Raw genomic sequence first — 16,498 nt, forward strand, 5'->3', positions numbered from 1 at the left:
CGGTCGAGACCGCACCCCCGCCTCGGGGATACTCCGACGCATGGAGCCGATAACCCTCACCACCGACCGCCTCGTCCTGCGCCCCTTCGGAGCGGACGACGCCGAGGCCGTCCGCGTCGCCTGCCAGGACCCGGAGATCCCGCGCTGGACACCGGTCCCGTCCCCGTACACCCACGAGCACGCGCAGGAGTTCGTCACCCGCACCTGCCCCGACGGCTGGCGCGACGACACCGTCTACAACTTCGCCGTCACCACGCGCGACGAGGGACGCCTGGTGGGAGCCATGGGGCTGGTGCGGCTGGCCCAGCTCAACACCGCGGAGCGGCAGGCCGAACTCGGCTACTGGACCGCCAAGGAACAGCGCGGCCGCGGCCTCACCGCCGAAGCCGCCCGCGCCGTCGCCCGCTGGGCCTTCGACGAGCTCGGCGTGGAGCGCCTGGAGTGGTACGCCGAGGCGGGCAACGCCGGCTCCCGCGCGGTCGCCCTCAAGACGGGCTTCCGGATGGAGGGCACCATGCGCGCCAAGATCGTCCACCAGGGGACCCGGCGGGACGCGTGGATCGGCTCCCTGCTCCCCTCCGACCTCGGCCTGAGCGGCGGGGCCGCCTACCTCCCGCACCAGGGCGAGTGACCGCGGCGGCGGGCCGGCCCGCGGGCCCCCGGGACGGGGCCCGCGGACCCGGCACGGACCGGATTGTCGGTGGCGCCTTCTAGGGTGGGCCCATGACGACGCCCGTGGCCCTCTCCGCCGACGACGCCCGCCGGACCGCCCTGCGCGCCCAGGGCTTCCTCGGCGCCCCCGACCGCCGCGGCGGAGTCCGCGGCGTCCTGCGGCGGCTGGGCGCGGTGCAGCTCGACACCATCTCCGTACTCGCCCGCTCCCACGAGCTCATCCCGTACGCCCGCCTCGGCGCCGTCGGCCGCACCGCGGTCGAGACCGCGTACTGGACCGAGAACCACGCCTTCGAATACTGGTCGCACGCCGCCTGCATCCTCCCCGTCGAGGAATGGCCGCACTTCGCCTTCCGCCGCCGCGCCCGGCGGGCCCGCGGCCACCGCTGGCACGTGCTGCAGGACGCCGACCGCTCCACCGCCGCCGTCCTGGACCGGCTCAAGGCCGACGGCCCGCTGACCTCGACCGAACTCGGCGGCGCCAAGAACGGCGGCCCCTGGTGGGACTGGTCGGAGACGAAGATCGCGGTGGAGTGGCTGCTCGACACCGGCGAGGTCGTCTGCACCCAGCGCCGCGGCTGGAAACGCGTCTACGACCTCGCCGAGCGGGCCGTTCCCGACGCCCTCCTCCACGACGACATCGACGACGCCGAATGCCTGCGCCGCCTGGTCGCCCAGGCCGGCGCCGCGCTGGGCGTCGCCACCCGGGCCGACCTCGCCGACTACCACCGGCTCAAGGGCGAGCAGGTCGACTCGGTCATCGCCGACACCGGGCTCGTCCCCGTCCAGGTCGAAGGCTGGGGCGCCAAGCCCGCCTGGGCCGACCCCACCGCCCTCGCCGAAGCCTCCCGCGGCGGCCGGCACCGCACGACCCTGCTCTCCCCCTTCGACTCCCTGATCTGGGACCGGCCCCGCACCGAGCGCATCTTCGGCTTCACCCACCGCCTGGAGGCGTACGTCCCCAAGCCCCAGCGCATACACGGCTACTTCGCGATGCCCCTGCTGGCCGGTGGCCGGCTGGTCGGCCGCGCCGACCCGGCCCGCGAGGGAAGCACCCTGATCGCCCGTCAGGTCTCGCTGGACTCCGCGCGCGCCGTCGAGCCCATGGCGCAGGCGCTGCGCGAGGCCGCCGCATGGGTCGGCTGCGACAGCGTCCGCGTCGAACGGCTCGACGACCCCAAGCTCGCCGCGGCCCTGGTCGAAGCCCTCTCCTGACCGGGCGAACTCAGCGGATCTCGAGGATCTTCTCCCGCATCGCGTACACCACCGCTTCCATCCGCGAGTGCAGCTGCAGCTTCTCCAGGATGTTCCGCACGTGGTTCTTCACCGTGTTCTCGCTGATGAAGAGCTCCTTGGCGATGTCCCGGTTGTTCATGCCGGTGGCGACCAGCTTCAGCACCTCCAGCTCACGGTCCGTCAGCCGGGGGGCGGGCACGAGCCGGCGCTCGTCCGTGCGCTGGATCATCGACTTGAACTCGGTGAGCAACTTCGACGCCATCGACGGACTGATCTGCGACTGCCCGTCCGCCACCGCGCGGATCGCGGTGGCCACCTCGTCGGTGGAGATCTCCTTGAGGAGGTAACCGGTCGCCCCGGCCTTGATGGCCTCGTAGAGGTCCGCCTCCTCGTCGCTCATCGTCAGCATGATGATCTTCGCGCTGGGAGCCACCTCCTTGATGGAGGTGCACGCCTCGATACCCCCCCGCCTCGGCATCCGCACGTCCATCAGCACGATGTCCGGCAGCAGGTCGGCGGCCTTCTCCGTCGCCTCCGCGCCGTCCCCCGCCTCGCCGACGACCTGGATGTCCTCCTCCTGCGCGAGCACGATCTCCAGACCCCGGCGGAACAAGGCGTGGTCGTCCACCACCAGCACCCTGATCGGCTCCTTGCGCGGCGCACCGGCGACGCCCGCCTCCCCCGCGGCGCCCGGACCGGGCTCCGCGCCAACGGCCGGCGCGGGCTCGAAGCTGTCCGCCATCGGTTCCTCCCCCTCGGGCCGGCGCCCGTGGTAGTCGCACTGTCCGTGCCAGGCCAACCGGGCGCTGCGGCCCGTACATTGGCTGCCCGGCCATGATTCCATGCCCGAGCACGGCAGCGCCCCCAGGCGATGGTCGTTTCCCGCCCGGGAGCGCCGCCCCTGACCCCTAGTTCACCGGCTGAGCGCTCCGCCCGCGCCGGCCGGCGCATCCTCGACGGAAGGGTCCGCCTTGAGGTGGATGACGCCGTAGTCGTAGCCGTGCCGCCGGTAGACGACACTCGGTTGTTCCGTGTCGGAGTCGATGAACAGGTAGAAGTCGTGCCCGATCAGTTCCATCTCGTAGAGGGCCTGGTCGAGCGTCATCGGTGCTGCCGCGTGCGTCTTCTCGCGAACCACCAGGGGCCCTTCACCCTGGACCTCGAGACAGCCGCCGATCTTGGTGGTGGGCACGCCTGTGGACGTCTCCCCGCCGGTCGGCGTGCCGTTGAACTCGGTCATGGCCAGTCCGGCCGTCGCCTCCGCCACGCTCATGGGCGTACGGCTGCCGCCGCGGTGCACCCGGCGCTTGTCGGCCGCCTTGCGCAGCCGCGCCTCAAGCTTGTTCGCCGCGACGTCGAGCGCCGCGTAGGGATCGGTCGCGGCGGCCTCGGCCCGGATCACCGGGCCACGGGTGCGCAGCGTGATCTCCACCCGGTCGGAACGGTCTGCCTGCCGGGGGTTCGGTTCCTTGGACACCTCGACCTCGAGGCTCATCACCTTGCCGTCGAGCTTCTGGATCTTCTCCAGCTTCTCGTTCACGTGCTTCCGGAACCGGTCGGGCACCTCGGTCTTGCGGCCCTTGACGACGATGTCCACGCAGAACTCCGTTCCCGGATCGCCTCGGTCTCACGGGACGATCCCTTGCGCTGAGGCCGGCGGGCACCAGGTCCCGGCCGGCGTCGACGTTCGTTGCCGCTCCGCGCGCTCGGAGGCTCCCGGGCGGCGAAGCCGCGACTCTCACCTCCTCCTCCCCCGCGAGACAGATCTTCACCCACTGAACTATGGGTGAACCACGTCCCGCGGTCCGTGAAACGGCGGCCCGCAGCGGGCGCCGCCGCCCCTCACCACCGAACATAGACCCGCGGACCCGGGGTCGGCACCCCCAGAAGCGCTATACCTCCCTTCGGGTGAAATGCCCCTTGTGCGACCTGCGAGATCCGCTCTGACCTTCGGATTCCGCTTCCCGTTCGGCCACCTGTTCGACCGTCCGCCCGGCCCGCGGTGGGGGCCTCGCCCGCTCCGGCTTTCCGCGTCGGGACAGCGGCGCCGGGCCGCCGACCACGGCCGCCGCCAGGACCCGGCCCCCGGCGTCCTCGACCGCCTGGGCCGCGGAGGCGAGCGAGGCGCCCGTGGTCATCAGGTCGTCCACCAGCACCACGGGCGCGGCCCCCAGGAGGCGGCCGGCACCGCGCACGGCCGTCAGGGCGCCGGAGAGGTTCGCGGGCCGGTCGCGGGCGCCGAGGCCCGACTGGTCGGCCACCGCGCGCCGCTGCCGCAGCACCGCGGCCACCCGGACGGGCAGCCCGTCGCGCCGCAGGTCCGCGGCGGCTGCGAGGGCGAGGCGGCGGGTCGCGTCATGGCCGCGGACCGCGACGGCCCGGCGGGATGAAGGGACGGGGACGAGGAGGAGCGGTGGGAGGGCGGGGGTGAGGGTGAGGGCGCCTTCCGGGTGCCGCGTCTCGGGGGCCCCTCCCCCACCCCCTCCCCGCACCGCGGCGTAGACCGCGCCCGCCAGGGCCTCGCCCAGCGGGCGGGCCAGACCCAGCGCGCCGCGCTCCTTGTGCGCCAGCAGCACCGCGCGGGGCTGGTCGGCGTAGACGGTCGCCGCCCACACGGCGGGCAGCCCATCGGGCGGCGCGTCCGGCCAGACCTGCCGGGCGCCGGGCTCGTGCAGCGCGGCGCCGCACTCGTCGCACAGCACGGTCCGCGGCGTCCCGCACCCCGCGCACTCGGCCGGCAGCAGCAGCCCCGAGATCTCCCGCCACCATGACCGCACCCCACGGGCACCCCACCGGCTCCGCCGTCCCCCGCGCCCCCGCCGCCGTGCTGCCCGTGCTCCCCGCATGACTCAACGATCCCGGGAAAGGGCGATGACCACCAGGCCCGTCCCCAGCCTGTGGATAACTTCCGCCGCCGCACGATCCGCGCACGATCGCCGCTCGACGCAGACGCCCGAGGAGGGCGCCCCGGCCGGTCAGCCCGGGTAGACGGGCGAGCTGGCCTTGGGCGCGACTTCCTTCCAGTTGGAGTCGGGCTGCAGCCGGAAGACCCCGCCGTCGAGCTCCGCGAGCAGCGGCTTGTCCTGGCGCTCCGAGGCCGCGACCGACGTCACGCCGCTGATGCCCGGCAGGCTCGGCGTGGACGCGCCCGAGCCGTCCGCGTCCACGTACTGGATCTGCGGCACTCCCCCGGCCTCGCGTCCCACGACGACCACCCGGCTGACCCCGGCCCAGGACGCCGCCTTGACGTCCTCGAGCTGCGGCGCGACGCTGCGCAGCTCCGCCACCGTGATCCGCGGGTCGTCGGCGGTCCCGGTGCGCTCGACCCGTCCGAGCCGCAGTGTGGTGTGGTTGCCGTCACGGACCAGCAGGGCGATGCGCACGCCGTCGGCCGCGACCCGTAGCGATTCGATGCGCCCGTCGCCGAGTTCCGGCACCGCGACGGGCACAGGGGTGCCGGCGCCGTCGCGCAGCATCAGCAGTTGCGGCTGCTTCGGGTTGCGGTCGGCGATCCAGAGGTCGCCGTAGCCGTCCCAGCTGGGCGTGGTGAGGCGGTTCTTCGGGTCGGTGGCCTGGCTGCGCAGGACGACGGGGCCGAGCTGGGCGTCGGCGCTCAGCGCGGTCACGTAGAGGCTCCCGCCGTCCTCGCTGAGGGCGGCGGCGTACTGCTCGTCGCGCCGCACGGCGGCGGAGCCCATCTTGAACGGGCCGGTGCCGAGGGGGCCCGCCACCGCGGTGGGCTGGGTGTCCGCGCCGCTGAGGCTGACGAGGTGGTGGTCCGCGTCGATGAAGTACTGCTCCCGGCTTTCGCCCACGAGCTTGTCCGGTGCGTACGCACCGGCGTCGTCGCGCCGGAGCGAGCACAGGGTGCGGCCGTGCGGGCCCTGGAGTTCGACCGAGGGCACGGGTGTGGAGGACATGCCCTGGACGGTCTCGATCAGCTGGGCGGCCATCCGTTCGCACCGCGCACCGTCGCCGCCGGGGGACCGGTTGAGCGTCACCGTCACGCGCTGGGAGTCGTCGATCTCGACCTTGGTGGCCCGGATGCCCGTGGGGAAGGCCGAGACGACGACCGGTTCCAGCCAGTCGGTGGGTCCGGCGAGCAGGGCGTTGACGGTGGTGCTGAGCGCGTTGATGCGCTTGCGCAGGTAGATCGGGTCGGCGACGAGGGCGTTCCGGCCGACGGTGGCCTCCTCGGGGCCCGGCCCGGGGGAGGCGAAGTAGAACGTGTCGACGGAGCGGTAGAAACGCTGGAAGTCGGCCTCGCTCAGCACCAGGCCGTCACCGACGCCGGCGATGCGCCATTCGCCCTTCTCCTTGGTCAGGCGTATGCCGGTGCTGAAGGAGCCGTCCTCGGCGCGGTAGGCGTGCCGTCCGTCGACGGTGGCGACCCTGTCGCCGGTGAGGGTGATCTGCGTGCTGCCGCCGTCCTTGCCGTCGGCTATGGCGCCGGGTTCCTGCACCTGGGAGGGTCCGCCGGCGAGGATGGTGATCCCGGACTCGGGTTTCCAGCGCTTGGCCTGGTCCTTGGTCATGTAGAGCTTGGCGGTGGCGTAGTCCGCCTCGTCGCTCGTCGTGGCCTCGAGGAAGCCGTTGACGATGTCGCGGGGGTTCTCGCCGCCTTGCGGTTTGACGCCGAAGACCCGGACCTGGGCGTCGGTGTCGGCGTGCTTCTCGCCGCCGCCGACCTTGTGCACCTCGCCGCTGCTGGGCATGGAGGCGCAGCCCGTGAGCAGCACCAGTCCGCACAGGAGCACGCCCGCAGCGGCCGGCCTCGGAAGGCCGCCCCCCTTCGCACGCATCAGTCGTCGTCCTCCCGCGCCTGGTCTGCTGTCGTGGGGTGGGTGACCGTCCCGCTGCCTGCGCGGTGCCCGACGACCCGTGCGCCGTTGCCGGGCAGGGCCGCGGGGTCGGCGGCCGGGGGCCGCGGTGGGCTGAGCGGCATCGAGGGGATGGCAGGCGCGGCGAAGCGCGGTGCCGGGAAGCCGTGGTGTGCGGAGGCCGGGGACGCGACGGCATCCAGCGCGGTGGCACCGGCGGGCATGCCGCGGTGGGAGAGCGCGGAGGCGAGGTCGCGGTTGCGGCGGGAGTCCTCGGGTTCGAGGGCGATCGGTGATCCGCGCAGGCTGTCGGCGCCGGTGCGGGGCAGGGTCAGCCGGAACTGGGAGCCACCGCCGGGCTCGCCCCAGGCCTGGAGCCAGCCGCCGTGCAGGCGGGCGTCCTCCAGGGCGATGGACAGGCCGAGGCCGGTGCCGCCGGTGGTGCGGGCGCGGGCGGGGTCGGCGCGCCAGAAACGGTTGAAGACGCGGGTGGCCTCGCCGGGCTTGAGGCCGACGCCGTAGTCGCGCACGGCGACGGCGACGGCGCCTCCGGCGGAGGCCATGCGGACGTGGACGTCCTGGCCCTCGCCGTGTTCGACGGCGTTGACGACGAGGTTGCGCAGGACGCGTTCGACGCGGCGGGCGTCGGCCTCGACGGTGACGGGCTGGTCGTCCCCGTGGACGACGATGCGGCTGCCCTTGCGCTCGGCGAGCGGTTCGGCGCCGTCGACGACGCGCCGCACGACGTCGCGCAGGTCGACGGGTTCGGCCTCCAGGGCGGCGGCGCCCGCGTCGAAGCGGCTGATCTCCAGGAGGTCGGAGAGCATCGACTCGAAGCGGTCGAGCTGGTTCTGCAGCAGCTCGGCGGAGCGGGAGGTGGCGGGGTCGAAGTCCTCGCGGGCCTCGTGGATGACGTCGGCGGCCATCCGGACGGTGGTCAGCGGGGTGCGCAGCTCGTGGGAGACGTCCGAGACGAAGCGGCGCTGCATCCGGGACAGGTCTTCCAACTGCTGGATCTTGACCTGGAGGGTCTGCGCCATCTTGTTGAAGGACTCTCCCAGGCGGGCGATGTCGTCCTCGCCGGTGACCTTCATGCGTTCCTGGAGGTGCCCGGCGGCGAGCCGCTCGGAGATCCGGGCGGCCATGCGGACGGGCGTCACGACCTGCCGGACGACGAGCCAGGCGATGGCGCCGAGCAGCACGACGACGAAGATCCCGGCGGTGGCCAGGGTGCCCTTGACCAGGCCGAGGGTCTTCTCCTCCTGGTCGAAGGGGAAGAGGTAGTACAGCTGGAAGGGGTTGCCGTTGGGGTCGCTGAGGCGCTGGCCGACGATGAGGGCGGGCTCGCCGTCGGGCTCGCCGTCGCTCTTCATCGAGATGTAGCGCTCGAAGACGTCGGACCGCTCGTCGAGGGCCTGACGCAGGTCCGCGGGCACGCTCTCCTCGGGCCAGACGCCGCCGGAGCCGCGGGGTGCGTGCGTGCCGGGGCTGTCCGCCTTGGCGCTGTAGGTGTCCGAGCTGAGGGCGACGACGGAGTAGACGCCCTGGCCGCTGCTGGCGAGCCCGTCGACGAGGTCGTTGAGCCAGGTCGCGGTGTCGGGGCTGTGCTGGCTGTCGGTTCCGGCGCCCCCGGTGTCGGGGGCGCTGCGGGCCGTCTCCTTGGCGACGGCGAAGCCGCCGACGGCCTGGCTCTGGGCGGTCTGCCGCTTGGCGTCGAGCAGTCCGTTCTTGACCTGCCCGATGACGACGACGCCGAGGAGCAGGACGACGCCGAGGGACATCAGCAGGGTGGTGGCGACCACGCGCAGCTGGATGTTGCGGCGCCAGAGCCGGGAGGCGGGCTGGAGGGGCCGCCGGGCCCAGCGCACGAACGAGCGGAGCACCGGCAGCAGACCCGTCAGGGGGTCCGCGTGCCGGCTCTCCATCCGCTCACGCTCGTACGCGGTGGCCACGTCAGCCCGGCCCGGCCTTGTAGCCGACGCCGCGGACGGTCACCACGATCTCGGGGCGCTCGGGGTCCCGCTCGACCTTGGAGCGCAGCCGCTGGACGTGCACGTTGACCAGGCGGGTGTCGGCGGCGTGCCGGTAGCCCCAGACCTGCTCCAGCAGCACCTCGCGGGTGAAGACCTGCCAGGGCTTGCGGGCGAGCGCGACCAGCAGGTCGAACTCGAGGGGGGTCAGCGCGATGGGCTGTCCGTCCCGCTTGACCGAGTGGCCGGCCACGTCGATGACCAGGTCACCGATGGTGAGCTGCTCCGGCGTGGGCTCTTCGGCCCTGCGCAGCCGGGCCCGCACGCGGGCGACGAGCTCCTTGGGCTTGAACGGCTTGATGACGTAGTCGTCGGCCCCGGACTCCAGGCCTACGACGACGTCGACCGTGTCGCTCTTCGCGGTGAGCATGACGATGGGGACCCCGGACTCGGCCCGGATCTGGCGGCATACGTCGATGCCGTCCCGTCCGGGGAGCATGAGGTCGAGGAGGACCAGATCAGGCTTGGTCTCACGGAATGCGGCGAGGGCCTTGTCACCGTCGGCCACGAACGACGGCTCAAAACCTTCTCCGCGCAGCACGATGCCAAGCATCTCTGCCAGTGCGGTGTCGTCGTCGACGACCAGGACGCGTCCCTTCATAGCGACCATCATCCCATTACCTGATCGTGACCTGGAGCACGAGACGGGCACAAAGCTGCCAGGGCATCGGGTGTGACCGGCGAAACCACGCCGTTTTCGGTGACTATTGCCGTTATCAGGCCTGCGGGTGTGATGTCGAACGCAGGGTTGTACGCCTGGGTGCCGAGGGGTGCCACCGGGTCTCCGGCCGATTCGGTCACCTCGTGCCCGGGGCGCTGCTCGATGTCGATCGACGGGCCGTCGGCGGTGCCCTGGTCGACGGTGGTGGTGGGGGCGACGACGATGAAGGGCACGTTGTGGTATCGGGCGAGCACGGCGAGTGGGTAGCTGCCGACCTTGTTGGCGACGGAGCCGTCCGCGGCGATGCGGTCGGCGCCGATGAGGACGGCGTGGACATTGCCGGCGGCGAAGAGTGAGCCTGCGGCGTTGTCGGTGAGCAGGGTGTACGCCATGCCGGAGCGGGCGGCCTCGTAGGCGGTGAGGCGGGCGCCCTGGAGCAGGGGGCGGGTCTCGTCGACCCACAGGCGGCGCAGCTGGCCCTGGCGGTGGGCGGCGAGTGCGACGGCGAACGCGGTGCCCTCGCCGCCGGAGACGAGGGCGCCGGTGTTGCAGTGGGTGAGGATCTGGTAGCCGCCGCCGGGGAGGAGCTCGGCGAGCAGCTGGAGGCCGTGGCTGGCCATGGCTGCGCTGGCCTCCCTGTCCTCGGCGTGCAGGCTGCGGGCCTCGGCCAGGGCCGCCGCGGCGGCGCGTTCCGGGTCGCCCCCGGCGGTCCCGGTGAGGGCGGCCCGGTAGGCCGCCAGGGCCCGCCGGACGCCGTAGGCCAGGTTGACGGCGGTGGGCCGGGCGTGGGCGAGGGATTCGGCGGCCTCGTCCACGTCGTAGCCGCGGACGGCGGCGAGGGCGATGCCGTACGCGCCGGCTATGCCGAGCAGCGGGGCGCCGCGCACGGCGAGGCCGCGGATGGCCTCGACCAGGGCGGGGACGTCGGTGCAGACCAGCTCCACTTCCTCCGCGGGCAGCCGGGTCTGGTCGAGGAGGACGAGGACGGGGCCTTCCGGCGGCTCCTCCCAGCGCAGCGCCGGCAGGGGCTCGTCAGGGTTGCCCTTGGAATCATTGGCCAGAGTTACCACGTACTGATCACCCATCTGCTCAGTCTGCCGTGAACGGCAGCACGTTTTGAACGGTTGCGGCACTCCGCATCCGCAGGTACAAGCCCGCTTCGCCCATGGCACGATGGCCACCGTCCCGCCGTTGGACGAGTAGGTAGCGCAGTAGCGAAGGAGCGACGATGAACGACTCTCCGGGCTGGGCCTCGCCCGGATCCTCCCCCTCCGGCGAACCGGACCGCACCGACGGCCCCGGTGCGCCGCAGGACGCTGCGCCGCAGAACTGGTCCGAGCAGCAGCCGCCCGCGGGCCAGTGGAAGACCGCAGACGGCTGGGGCGCCCCGCCCCCGCCCAGCGGCCCGGTCTGGGGCAGCCCCGCGCCCGCCGGCTGGCAGCAGCCGCACTGGGGTGCCCCGCCGTCCCCCAAGCCCGGTGTCATCCCGCTGCGGCCGCTGGGCGTCGGCGAGATCCTCGACGGCGCGGTCTCCACGATGCGCGCGCACTGGCGCACCGTGCTCACCATCTCCTTCGCGGTCTCGCTGCTGACCCAGGGCGCCATGCTGCTGCTCCAGGGGTTCATGCTCGACGACAGCGAGACGCTCAACTCCCTGGACGGCCGTGCCGACCCCTCGTTCAGCGACGTCATGAACGCCGTCGGCGGCACGCTGGCCGCCGGGGGGCTCGCCCTGGTCATCACCCTCCTCGGAACGGTGATCGCCACGGCGATGCTCACCATGGTCGTCAGCCGGGCCGTCCTCGGTCGCGAGGTGACCCTGGCCGAGGCGTGGTCCGACGCCCGCAGCCAGCTGCCGCGCCTGTTCGGGCTGACGCTGCTGCTCACTCTGATCGGCGCCGGGATCATGGCCGTCGGCATCGTCCCCGGGGTCCTCGTCGCGGCCGGCGGCGCCACGGCCGCTGGTGTCGGCCTGGCGTTCCTCGGCGGCGCGGTCGCCCTCGGCGTGATCGTCTGGCTGATGATCCGCTTCAGCCTCTCCTCACCCGCCCTCATGCTGGAGAAGCAGGGCGTCCTGAAGTCCATGGCCCGGTCGGCCAAGCTGGTCCGCGGGTCGTGGTGGCGCATTCTGGGCATCCAGTTGCTCACCATGATCCTCGTCTACATCGTCTCGTCGATCATCCAGATTCCCTTCGTGCTGGCGGGCATCTTCACCGGAAGCGACGGCCTGTCGTCCTTCGCATCGGGTGACCAGGCGAACCTCGGCTGGACGTACCTGATCGTCATCGGGATCGGCGCCGTCATCGGATCCACCATCACCTTCCCCATCAACGCCGGCGTTACCGCCCTGCTCTACATGGATCAGCGGATCCGCCGCGAGGCCCTCGACATCGAACTGGCCCGTGCCGCGGGCGTCCCCGGCTACACCGACGCCCTCGGCGGGAGCGGCGCACCCGGCAACAGCTCAGCCGCCGGGGGCTGATGCCGGTGTCGGGGGAGGACGTACCGGTCACCATTCCCCGCGGCCCCGCCCGCGAGGCCGCCGAGGACGAGCTGTCCAAGGGCATCTACCACCGCGACGACCCGAGCCTGTTCGAACGCGCCCTGAACTGGCTCTGGGAGAAGGTCTCCCACTTGATGGACGCCGCCTCCGGGGTCACCCCCGGAGGCGGCGTCGGCCTGGTGGCGATCATCGTCGTGGTCGTGCTGCTGGTCGTCGCCCTGCGGCTGCGGCTCGGCAGGCTGCGCGCGCAACCCACCACCGGCACCGGGCTGTTCGCGGACGCCCCCCGGACCGCCGCCGAGCACCGGGCCGCCGCCGAGGAACACGCGCACCACGGCCGGTGGAGCGAGGCCGTCCAGGAACGGATGCGCGCGATCGTGCGCTCCCTGGAGGAACGGGCCCTGCTCGACCCGCGGCCCGGCCGGACCGCGGACGAGGCCGCCGCCGAGGCGGGCCGCCCCCTCCCCGACCACGCCGCCCGCCTCGCGGACGCCGCCCGCACCTTCGACGACGTCACCTACGGGAACCGCCCGGGCACCCCTGACGCCTACGCGGCCCTGCGCGAACTCGACACCGAAGTGCAAGGCACCAAGCCCCGGTTGGCCGACAGCGGCGCGGCCGGCGGAGGTTCCCGCCCGTGACCGACACCCTGCCCCCGGCCCAGGCGGCCACCCCCGCCACCACGTCGGCCTCCCCGACCGCGGGCCAGCTGTGGACGCGCTCGCGCGCCCTGCTCGTGGCGTTCCTCGCCCTGATCGTCTTCGGCGTCCTGTACGCCGCCGCGCGTTCCGGTGAGAACCATGACGCACTCGACCCCCGTTCCCCCGACCCGTCCGGCAGCCGGGCCGTCGCTCAACTCCTCCACGACCAAGGTGTGACCACCACGGTCGTCACCACCACCGACGAGGCCGTGGCCGCCGCCGGACCCGACACCACCGTCCTCGTCACCGTGCCCGACCTGTTGACGAAGCGTCAGCAGGACGCGATGCATGGCGCGATGGAGCGCGCGGGCGGCCGTGTCGTCCTCCTCTCCCCCAGCGAACCCTCCATCGGACGGCTCGCCCCGGGCGTCCGCTACACGGGGCCCGTCCCCGTCCACGTCCTCGAGCCCGGGTGCGACCTGGCCGCCGCCCGGGCGGCCGGCTCCGCCGCAATGGGCGGCGGCGGGTATGCGACGTCCTCGCGGGACGCCGACCGCTGCTACCCCAACGCCCAGGGCGACTTCACCCTGCTACGGCTGCCCGCGGCCAACGGCGGCGACACCGTCGTCCTCGGCACCCACACACTCCTGCAGAACGAGAACCTCGCCGAGCAGGGCAACGCCTCGCTCGCCATGCAGACCCTCGGCGCCCACCCGAAGCTCGTCTGGTACCTCCCCTCACTCACCGACGCCTCCGCCTTCGGCGGCGGACAGCAAAGCTTCCTCGACCTCATCCCCGACGGCTGGAACTGGGCCGTCCTGCAGTTGTTCATCGCCGCCGCCTTCGCGGCCCTCTGGCGCGCCCGCCGCCTCGGCCCCGTCGTCGCCGAACGGCTGCCCGCCACCGTCCGTGCCGCGGAGACCACCGAGGGACGTGCCCGCCTCTACCGCCACGGCCGGGCCCGTGGCCGGGCCGCGGAGGTGCTGCGCGCCGCCGCACGCGACCGGCTGGCCCCGTTGGTCGGCATCCCTCCGTCCCAGGCCCACGACCCGGCCGCCCTGCCCACCGCGGTGGCCGCCCGGCTGGACGACCCCTCCGTCGACCCGCACAGCCTGCTCCACGGTCCACCTCCCCCCGATGACGCGGCCCTGCTGCGTCTCGCCGACGACCTCGACGCACTGGAACGCCGCGTCCTTCTCAACGAGAGGAAAGCAACCCCGTGAGCGCCGCCCCGACCGCCGACAGCGCCCGTGCCTCCCTGGAGGCCCTGCGCACCGAAATCGCCAAGGCCGTCGTCGGCCAGGACCCGGCCGTCACCGGCCTGGTCGTGGCCCTGCTCTGCCGGGGTCACGTCCTCCTGGAAGGCGTGCCCGGAGTCGCCAAGACCCTCCTCGTGCGCGCCCTGGCCGCCTCCCTGCAACTGGAGACCAAGCGGGTCCAGTTCACCCCCGACCTGATGCCCGGCGACATCACCGGCTCCCTCGTCTACGACGCCCGCACAGCCGAGTTCTCCTTCCAGGCGGGCCCTGTCTTCACCAACCTGCTGCTCGCCGACGAGATCAACCGCACCCCGCCCAAGACCCAGGCATCCCTCCTGGAGGCCATGGAGGAGCGCCAGGTGTCCGTCGACGGCATCCCCCGGCCGCTACCCGAGCCGTTCCTCGTCGCGGCGACGCAGAACCCCGTCGAGTACGAGGGCACCTACCCCCTCCCCGAGGCCCAACTGGACCGCTTCCTCCTGAAGCTGATCCTCCCCCTGCCGTCCCGCGAGACCGAGATCGACGTGCTCACCCGCCACGCCGACGGCTTCAACCCCCGGGACCTGGACTCCGCCGGTTTGCGGCCGGTCGCCGGCCCCGCCGACCTCGACGCCGCCCGGGCCGCCGTCGCCAAGACCTCGGTCTCCGCCGACATCACGGCCTACATCGTCGATATCTGCCGAGCCACCCGTGAATCCCCCTCTCTGACCCTCGGTGTCTCCCCCCGGGGAGCCACCGCCCTGCTCGCCACCGCCCGCGCCTGGGCCTGGCTCACCGGCCGCGACTACGTCATCCCCGACGACGTCAAGGCCCTCGCCCTCCCCACGCTCCGGCACCGCATCCAATTGCGGCCCGAAGCCGAGATGGAGGGCACCACACCCGACTCGGTCATCACCTCGGTCCTCGCCCGCGTCCCCGTACCGCGCTGAGACGGGCGGTGACCGACCATGGCACTCACCGGACGTACCGCCCTGCTGGCCGCCCTCGGCGCCCTCGCCGTCGGTCTGCTGCTCCCCGGCTGGAACGGCATCCTGCTCGTCGAAGGCATCCTTCTGTTCGGAATTCTGTGCGACCTTGCGCTCGCCGCGCCAGTACGAAAGCTCCATTTCACCCGATCCGGTGAGACATCCGTTCGACTCGGTGAAACGGCGGAGGTCGTGCTCACCGTGACCAACCCCAGCCGGCGCCCGCTGCGCGCCCACCTCCGCGACGCCTGGCCGCCCAGCAGCTGGTACCCGGGTACCGAGGTGGCCGCGTCACGTCACCGGCTGACCATCCCGTCCGCCGAACGCCGCCGCGTCACCACCACCCTGCACCCCACCCGCCGCGGTGACCGGCACGCCGAACGCGTCACCGTCCGCTCCCACGGGCCCCTCGGCCTGGCCGCCCGGCAGGGTTCCCACCGCGTCCCCTGGACGGTCCGGGTCCTCCCGCCCTTCCACAGCCGCAAACACCTGCCGTCGCGCCTGGCCCGCCTCCGAGAGCTCGACGGACGCACGTCCGTGCTCATCCGGGGCCAGGGCACCGAGTTCGACTCTCTCCGCGAATACATCCCCGGCGACGACACCCGCTCCATCGACTGGCGGGCCACCGCACGCCGGGCCACCGTCGCCGTCCGCACCTGGCGCCCCGAACGCGACCGCCACATCCTCATCGTCCTCGACACCGGCCGTACAGCCGCCGGCCGCGTCGGCGACGCCCCCCGACTCGACGCCGCCATGGACGCCGCCCTGCTGCTCGCCGTCCTCGCGGGCCGTGCCGGCGACCGCGTCGACCTGCTGGCCTACGACCGCCGCGTACGCGCCTCCGTCCAGGGCCGTGCCGCCCGGGACATGCTCCCCGCCCTGGTCGACGCCATGGCACCGCTCGAGGCCGAACTCGTCGAGTCCGACGCCCGCGGTCTGGTCGCCACGGTCCTCCAACGGGCCACCCAGCGCTCACTCGTCGTGTTCCTCACCGGGCTCGACGCCGCGCCGATGGAAGAGGGCCTGCTGCCCGTCCTCCCCCAGCTCACCCACCGCCACGAGGTCCTCATCGCCTCCGTGGCGGACCCCCGCATCGAAGAGATGGCGCAGGGCCGTCACAGCGTCGACGCCGTGTACGCGGCCGCGGCCGCCGAGCAGGCACGCGCTGAACGCCGCCGCGTCGCCCAGCGCCTTTCCCGGCACAACATCACCGTCCTCGACGCCCCGCCCTCCGACATCGCCCCGGCGCTGGCGGACACCTACCTCGCCCTCAAGGCCGCCGGCCGACTGTAGGAGACGAAGACGAGGGGCTCTGCAGGAGACAGGAGGGGACGGCTGCTCTCTCCTGTCTCCTGCCTTCTCTGCTTTTGGGGGGACAACGCAGAAAAGCCTCAGCCCCCGAGTCGAAACTCAGGGGCTGAGGCTAATAATTGTTCGGCGGCGTCCTACTCTCCCACAGGGTCCCCCCTGCAGTACCATCGGCGCTGAAAGGCTTAGCTTCCGGGTTCGAAATGTAACCGGGCGTTTCCCTAACGCTATAACCACCGAAACACTATGAAACCATCGAACCAACGGTTCGTTGTTTCAGAACTACACAGTGGACGCGAGCAACCTATGGACAAGCCCTCGGCTTATTAGTACCGGTCAGCTCCACCCATTACTGGGCTTCCACATCCGGCCTATCAACCCAGTCGTCTACTGGGAGCCTTAA

General features: G+C 72.7%; 14 protein-coding genes and 1 rRNA gene. 7 read left to right on the forward strand and 8 right to left on the reverse strand.

The annotated features are described in order from the left end of the window. The first annotated feature begins 40 nt into the window (after window positions 1-40). Entirely contained in the window at window positions 41-631 is a 591-nt protein-coding gene (locus ACFV3E_RS16555) for a GNAT family N-acetyltransferase (RefSeq protein WP_500535294.1), read from the forward strand. Between the two features lie 92 nt (window positions 632-723). Then, window positions 724-1,887, forward strand: coding sequence for a winged helix-turn-helix domain-containing protein (locus ACFV3E_RS16560; protein ID WP_500535295.1), 1,164 nt, complete (start codon window positions 724-726; stop codon window positions 1,885-1,887). A gap of 10 nt (window positions 1,888-1,897) precedes the next feature. Here the strand turns inward: ACFV3E_RS16560 and ACFV3E_RS16565 are convergent, their stop codons facing one another. The 7 genes from ACFV3E_RS16565 to mtnA all read right to left on the reverse strand — a co-directional run bounded on the left by ACFV3E_RS16565 (window position 1,898) and on the right by mtnA (window position 10,504). Next, entirely contained in the window at window positions 1,898-2,650 is a 753-nt protein-coding gene (locus ACFV3E_RS16565) for a transcriptional regulator (protein ID WP_499512145.1), read from the reverse strand. A gap of 171 nt (window positions 2,651-2,821) precedes the next feature. Beyond that, window positions 2,822-3,505: a ribosome hibernation-promoting factor, HPF/YfiA family gene (gene hpf / locus ACFV3E_RS16570; RefSeq protein ID WP_500330120.1), complete on the reverse strand. Its 684-nt coding sequence runs from the start codon at window positions 3,503-3,505 to the stop codon at window positions 2,822-2,824. A gap of 295 nt (window positions 3,506-3,800) precedes the next feature. Further along, entirely contained in the window at window positions 3,801-4,685 is an 885-nt protein-coding gene (locus tag ACFV3E_RS16575; protein WP_500535296.1) for a ComF family protein, read from the reverse strand. A gap of 198 nt (window positions 4,686-4,883) precedes the next feature. Continuing rightward, window positions 4,884-6,710, reverse strand: coding sequence for an LpqB family beta-propeller domain-containing protein (locus tag ACFV3E_RS16580; RefSeq protein ID WP_500535297.1), 1,827 nt, complete (start codon window positions 6,708-6,710; stop codon window positions 4,884-4,886). Next, complete coding sequence (mtrB, locus tag ACFV3E_RS16585) at window positions 6,710-8,653, reverse strand: MtrAB system histidine kinase MtrB (RefSeq protein WP_500535298.1); 1,944 nt, start codon at window positions 8,651-8,653, stop codon at window positions 6,710-6,712. The genes ACFV3E_RS16580 and mtrB overlap by 1 nt, the downstream gene beginning before the upstream one ends. Before the next feature lie 28 nt (window positions 8,654-8,681). Then, entirely contained in the window at window positions 8,682-9,371 is a 690-nt protein-coding gene (gene mtrA, locus ACFV3E_RS16590; protein WP_078620260.1) for a two-component system response regulator MtrA, read from the reverse strand. Beyond that, complete coding sequence (gene mtnA / locus ACFV3E_RS16595; protein WP_500535299.1) at window positions 9,368-10,504, reverse strand: S-methyl-5-thioribose-1-phosphate isomerase; 1,137 nt, start codon at window positions 10,502-10,504, stop codon at window positions 9,368-9,370. Before mtnA ends, mtrA begins: the two co-directional genes overlap by 4 nt. A 143-nt stretch (window positions 10,505-10,647) precedes the next feature. On the opposite strand from mtnA, the gene ACFV3E_RS16600 reads away from it, so the two are divergent. The 5 genes from ACFV3E_RS16600 to ACFV3E_RS16620 are packed head-to-tail and all read left to right on the forward strand — an operon-like array spanning window position 10,648 to window position 16,080. After that, window positions 10,648-11,901: a DUF7847 domain-containing protein gene (locus tag ACFV3E_RS16600; RefSeq protein WP_500535300.1), complete on the forward strand. Its 1,254-nt coding sequence runs from the start codon at window positions 10,648-10,650 to the stop codon at window positions 11,899-11,901. Beyond that, complete coding sequence (locus tag ACFV3E_RS16605) at window positions 11,901-12,563, forward strand: DUF4129 domain-containing protein (RefSeq protein WP_500535301.1); 663 nt, start codon at window positions 11,901-11,903, stop codon at window positions 12,561-12,563. The genes ACFV3E_RS16600 and ACFV3E_RS16605 overlap by 1 nt, the downstream gene beginning before the upstream one ends. Beyond that, window positions 12,560-13,786, forward strand: a complete 1,227-nt coding sequence (locus ACFV3E_RS16610) for a DUF4350 domain-containing protein (RefSeq protein WP_500535302.1) — start codon at window positions 12,560-12,562, stop codon at window positions 13,784-13,786. Before ACFV3E_RS16605 ends, ACFV3E_RS16610 begins: the two co-directional genes overlap by 4 nt. Beyond that, window positions 13,783-14,751: an AAA family ATPase gene (locus ACFV3E_RS16615; RefSeq protein WP_500369114.1), complete on the forward strand. Its 969-nt coding sequence runs from the start codon at window positions 13,783-13,785 to the stop codon at window positions 14,749-14,751. Before ACFV3E_RS16610 ends, ACFV3E_RS16615 begins: the two co-directional genes overlap by 4 nt. An 18-nt stretch (window positions 14,752-14,769) precedes the next feature. Next, window positions 14,770-16,080, forward strand: coding sequence for a DUF58 domain-containing protein (locus ACFV3E_RS16620; protein WP_500535303.1), 1,311 nt, complete (start codon window positions 14,770-14,772; stop codon window positions 16,078-16,080). A gap of 139 nt (window positions 16,081-16,219) precedes the next feature. Here ACFV3E_RS16620 and rrf read toward each other — a convergent pair. Further along, window positions 16,220-16,336 (reverse strand): 5S ribosomal RNA (rrf, locus tag ACFV3E_RS16625). Window positions 16,337-16,498 lie beyond the last annotated feature (162 nt).

This window comes from Streptomyces sp. NPDC059718 (genome assembly GCF_042733315.1).
Lineage (GTDB): Bacteria > Actinomycetota > Actinomycetes > Streptomycetales > Streptomycetaceae > Actinacidiphila.

Excerpts from the sequence above, each read along its gene's own strand:
- ACFV3E_RS16555 (WP_500535294.1), top strand. The coding sequence starts at position 41 with ATGGAGCCGATAACCCTCACCACCGACCGCCTCGTCCTGCGCCCCTTC.
- ACFV3E_RS16560 (WP_500535295.1), top strand. The coding sequence starts at position 724 with ATGACGACGCCCGTGGCCCTCTCCGCCGACGACGCCCGCCGGACCGCC.
- ACFV3E_RS16565 (WP_499512145.1), bottom strand. The coding sequence starts at position 2,650 with ATGGCGGACAGCTTCGAGCCCGCGCCGGCCGTTGGCGCGGAGCCCGGT.
- ACFV3E_RS16580 (WP_500535297.1), bottom strand. The coding sequence starts at position 6,710 with ATGCGTGCGAAGGGGGGCGGCCTTCCGAGGCCGGCCGCTGCGGGCGTG.
- mtrB (WP_500535298.1), bottom strand. The coding sequence starts at position 8,653 with ATGGAGAGCCGGCACGCGGACCCCCTGACGGGTCTGCTGCCGGTGCTC.
- mtrA (WP_078620260.1), bottom strand. The coding sequence starts at position 9,371 with ATGATGGTCGCTATGAAGGGACGCGTCCTGGTCGTCGACGACGACACC.
- mtnA (WP_500535299.1), bottom strand. The coding sequence starts at position 10,504 with ATGGGTGATCAGTACGTGGTAACTCTGGCCAATGATTCCAAGGGCAAC.
- ACFV3E_RS16600 (WP_500535300.1), top strand. The coding sequence starts at position 10,648 with ATGAACGACTCTCCGGGCTGGGCCTCGCCCGGATCCTCCCCCTCCGGC.
- ACFV3E_RS16605 (WP_500535301.1), top strand. The coding sequence starts at position 11,901 with ATGCCGGTGTCGGGGGAGGACGTACCGGTCACCATTCCCCGCGGCCCC.
- ACFV3E_RS16620 (WP_500535303.1), top strand. The coding sequence starts at position 14,770 with ATGGCACTCACCGGACGTACCGCCCTGCTGGCCGCCCTCGGCGCCCTC.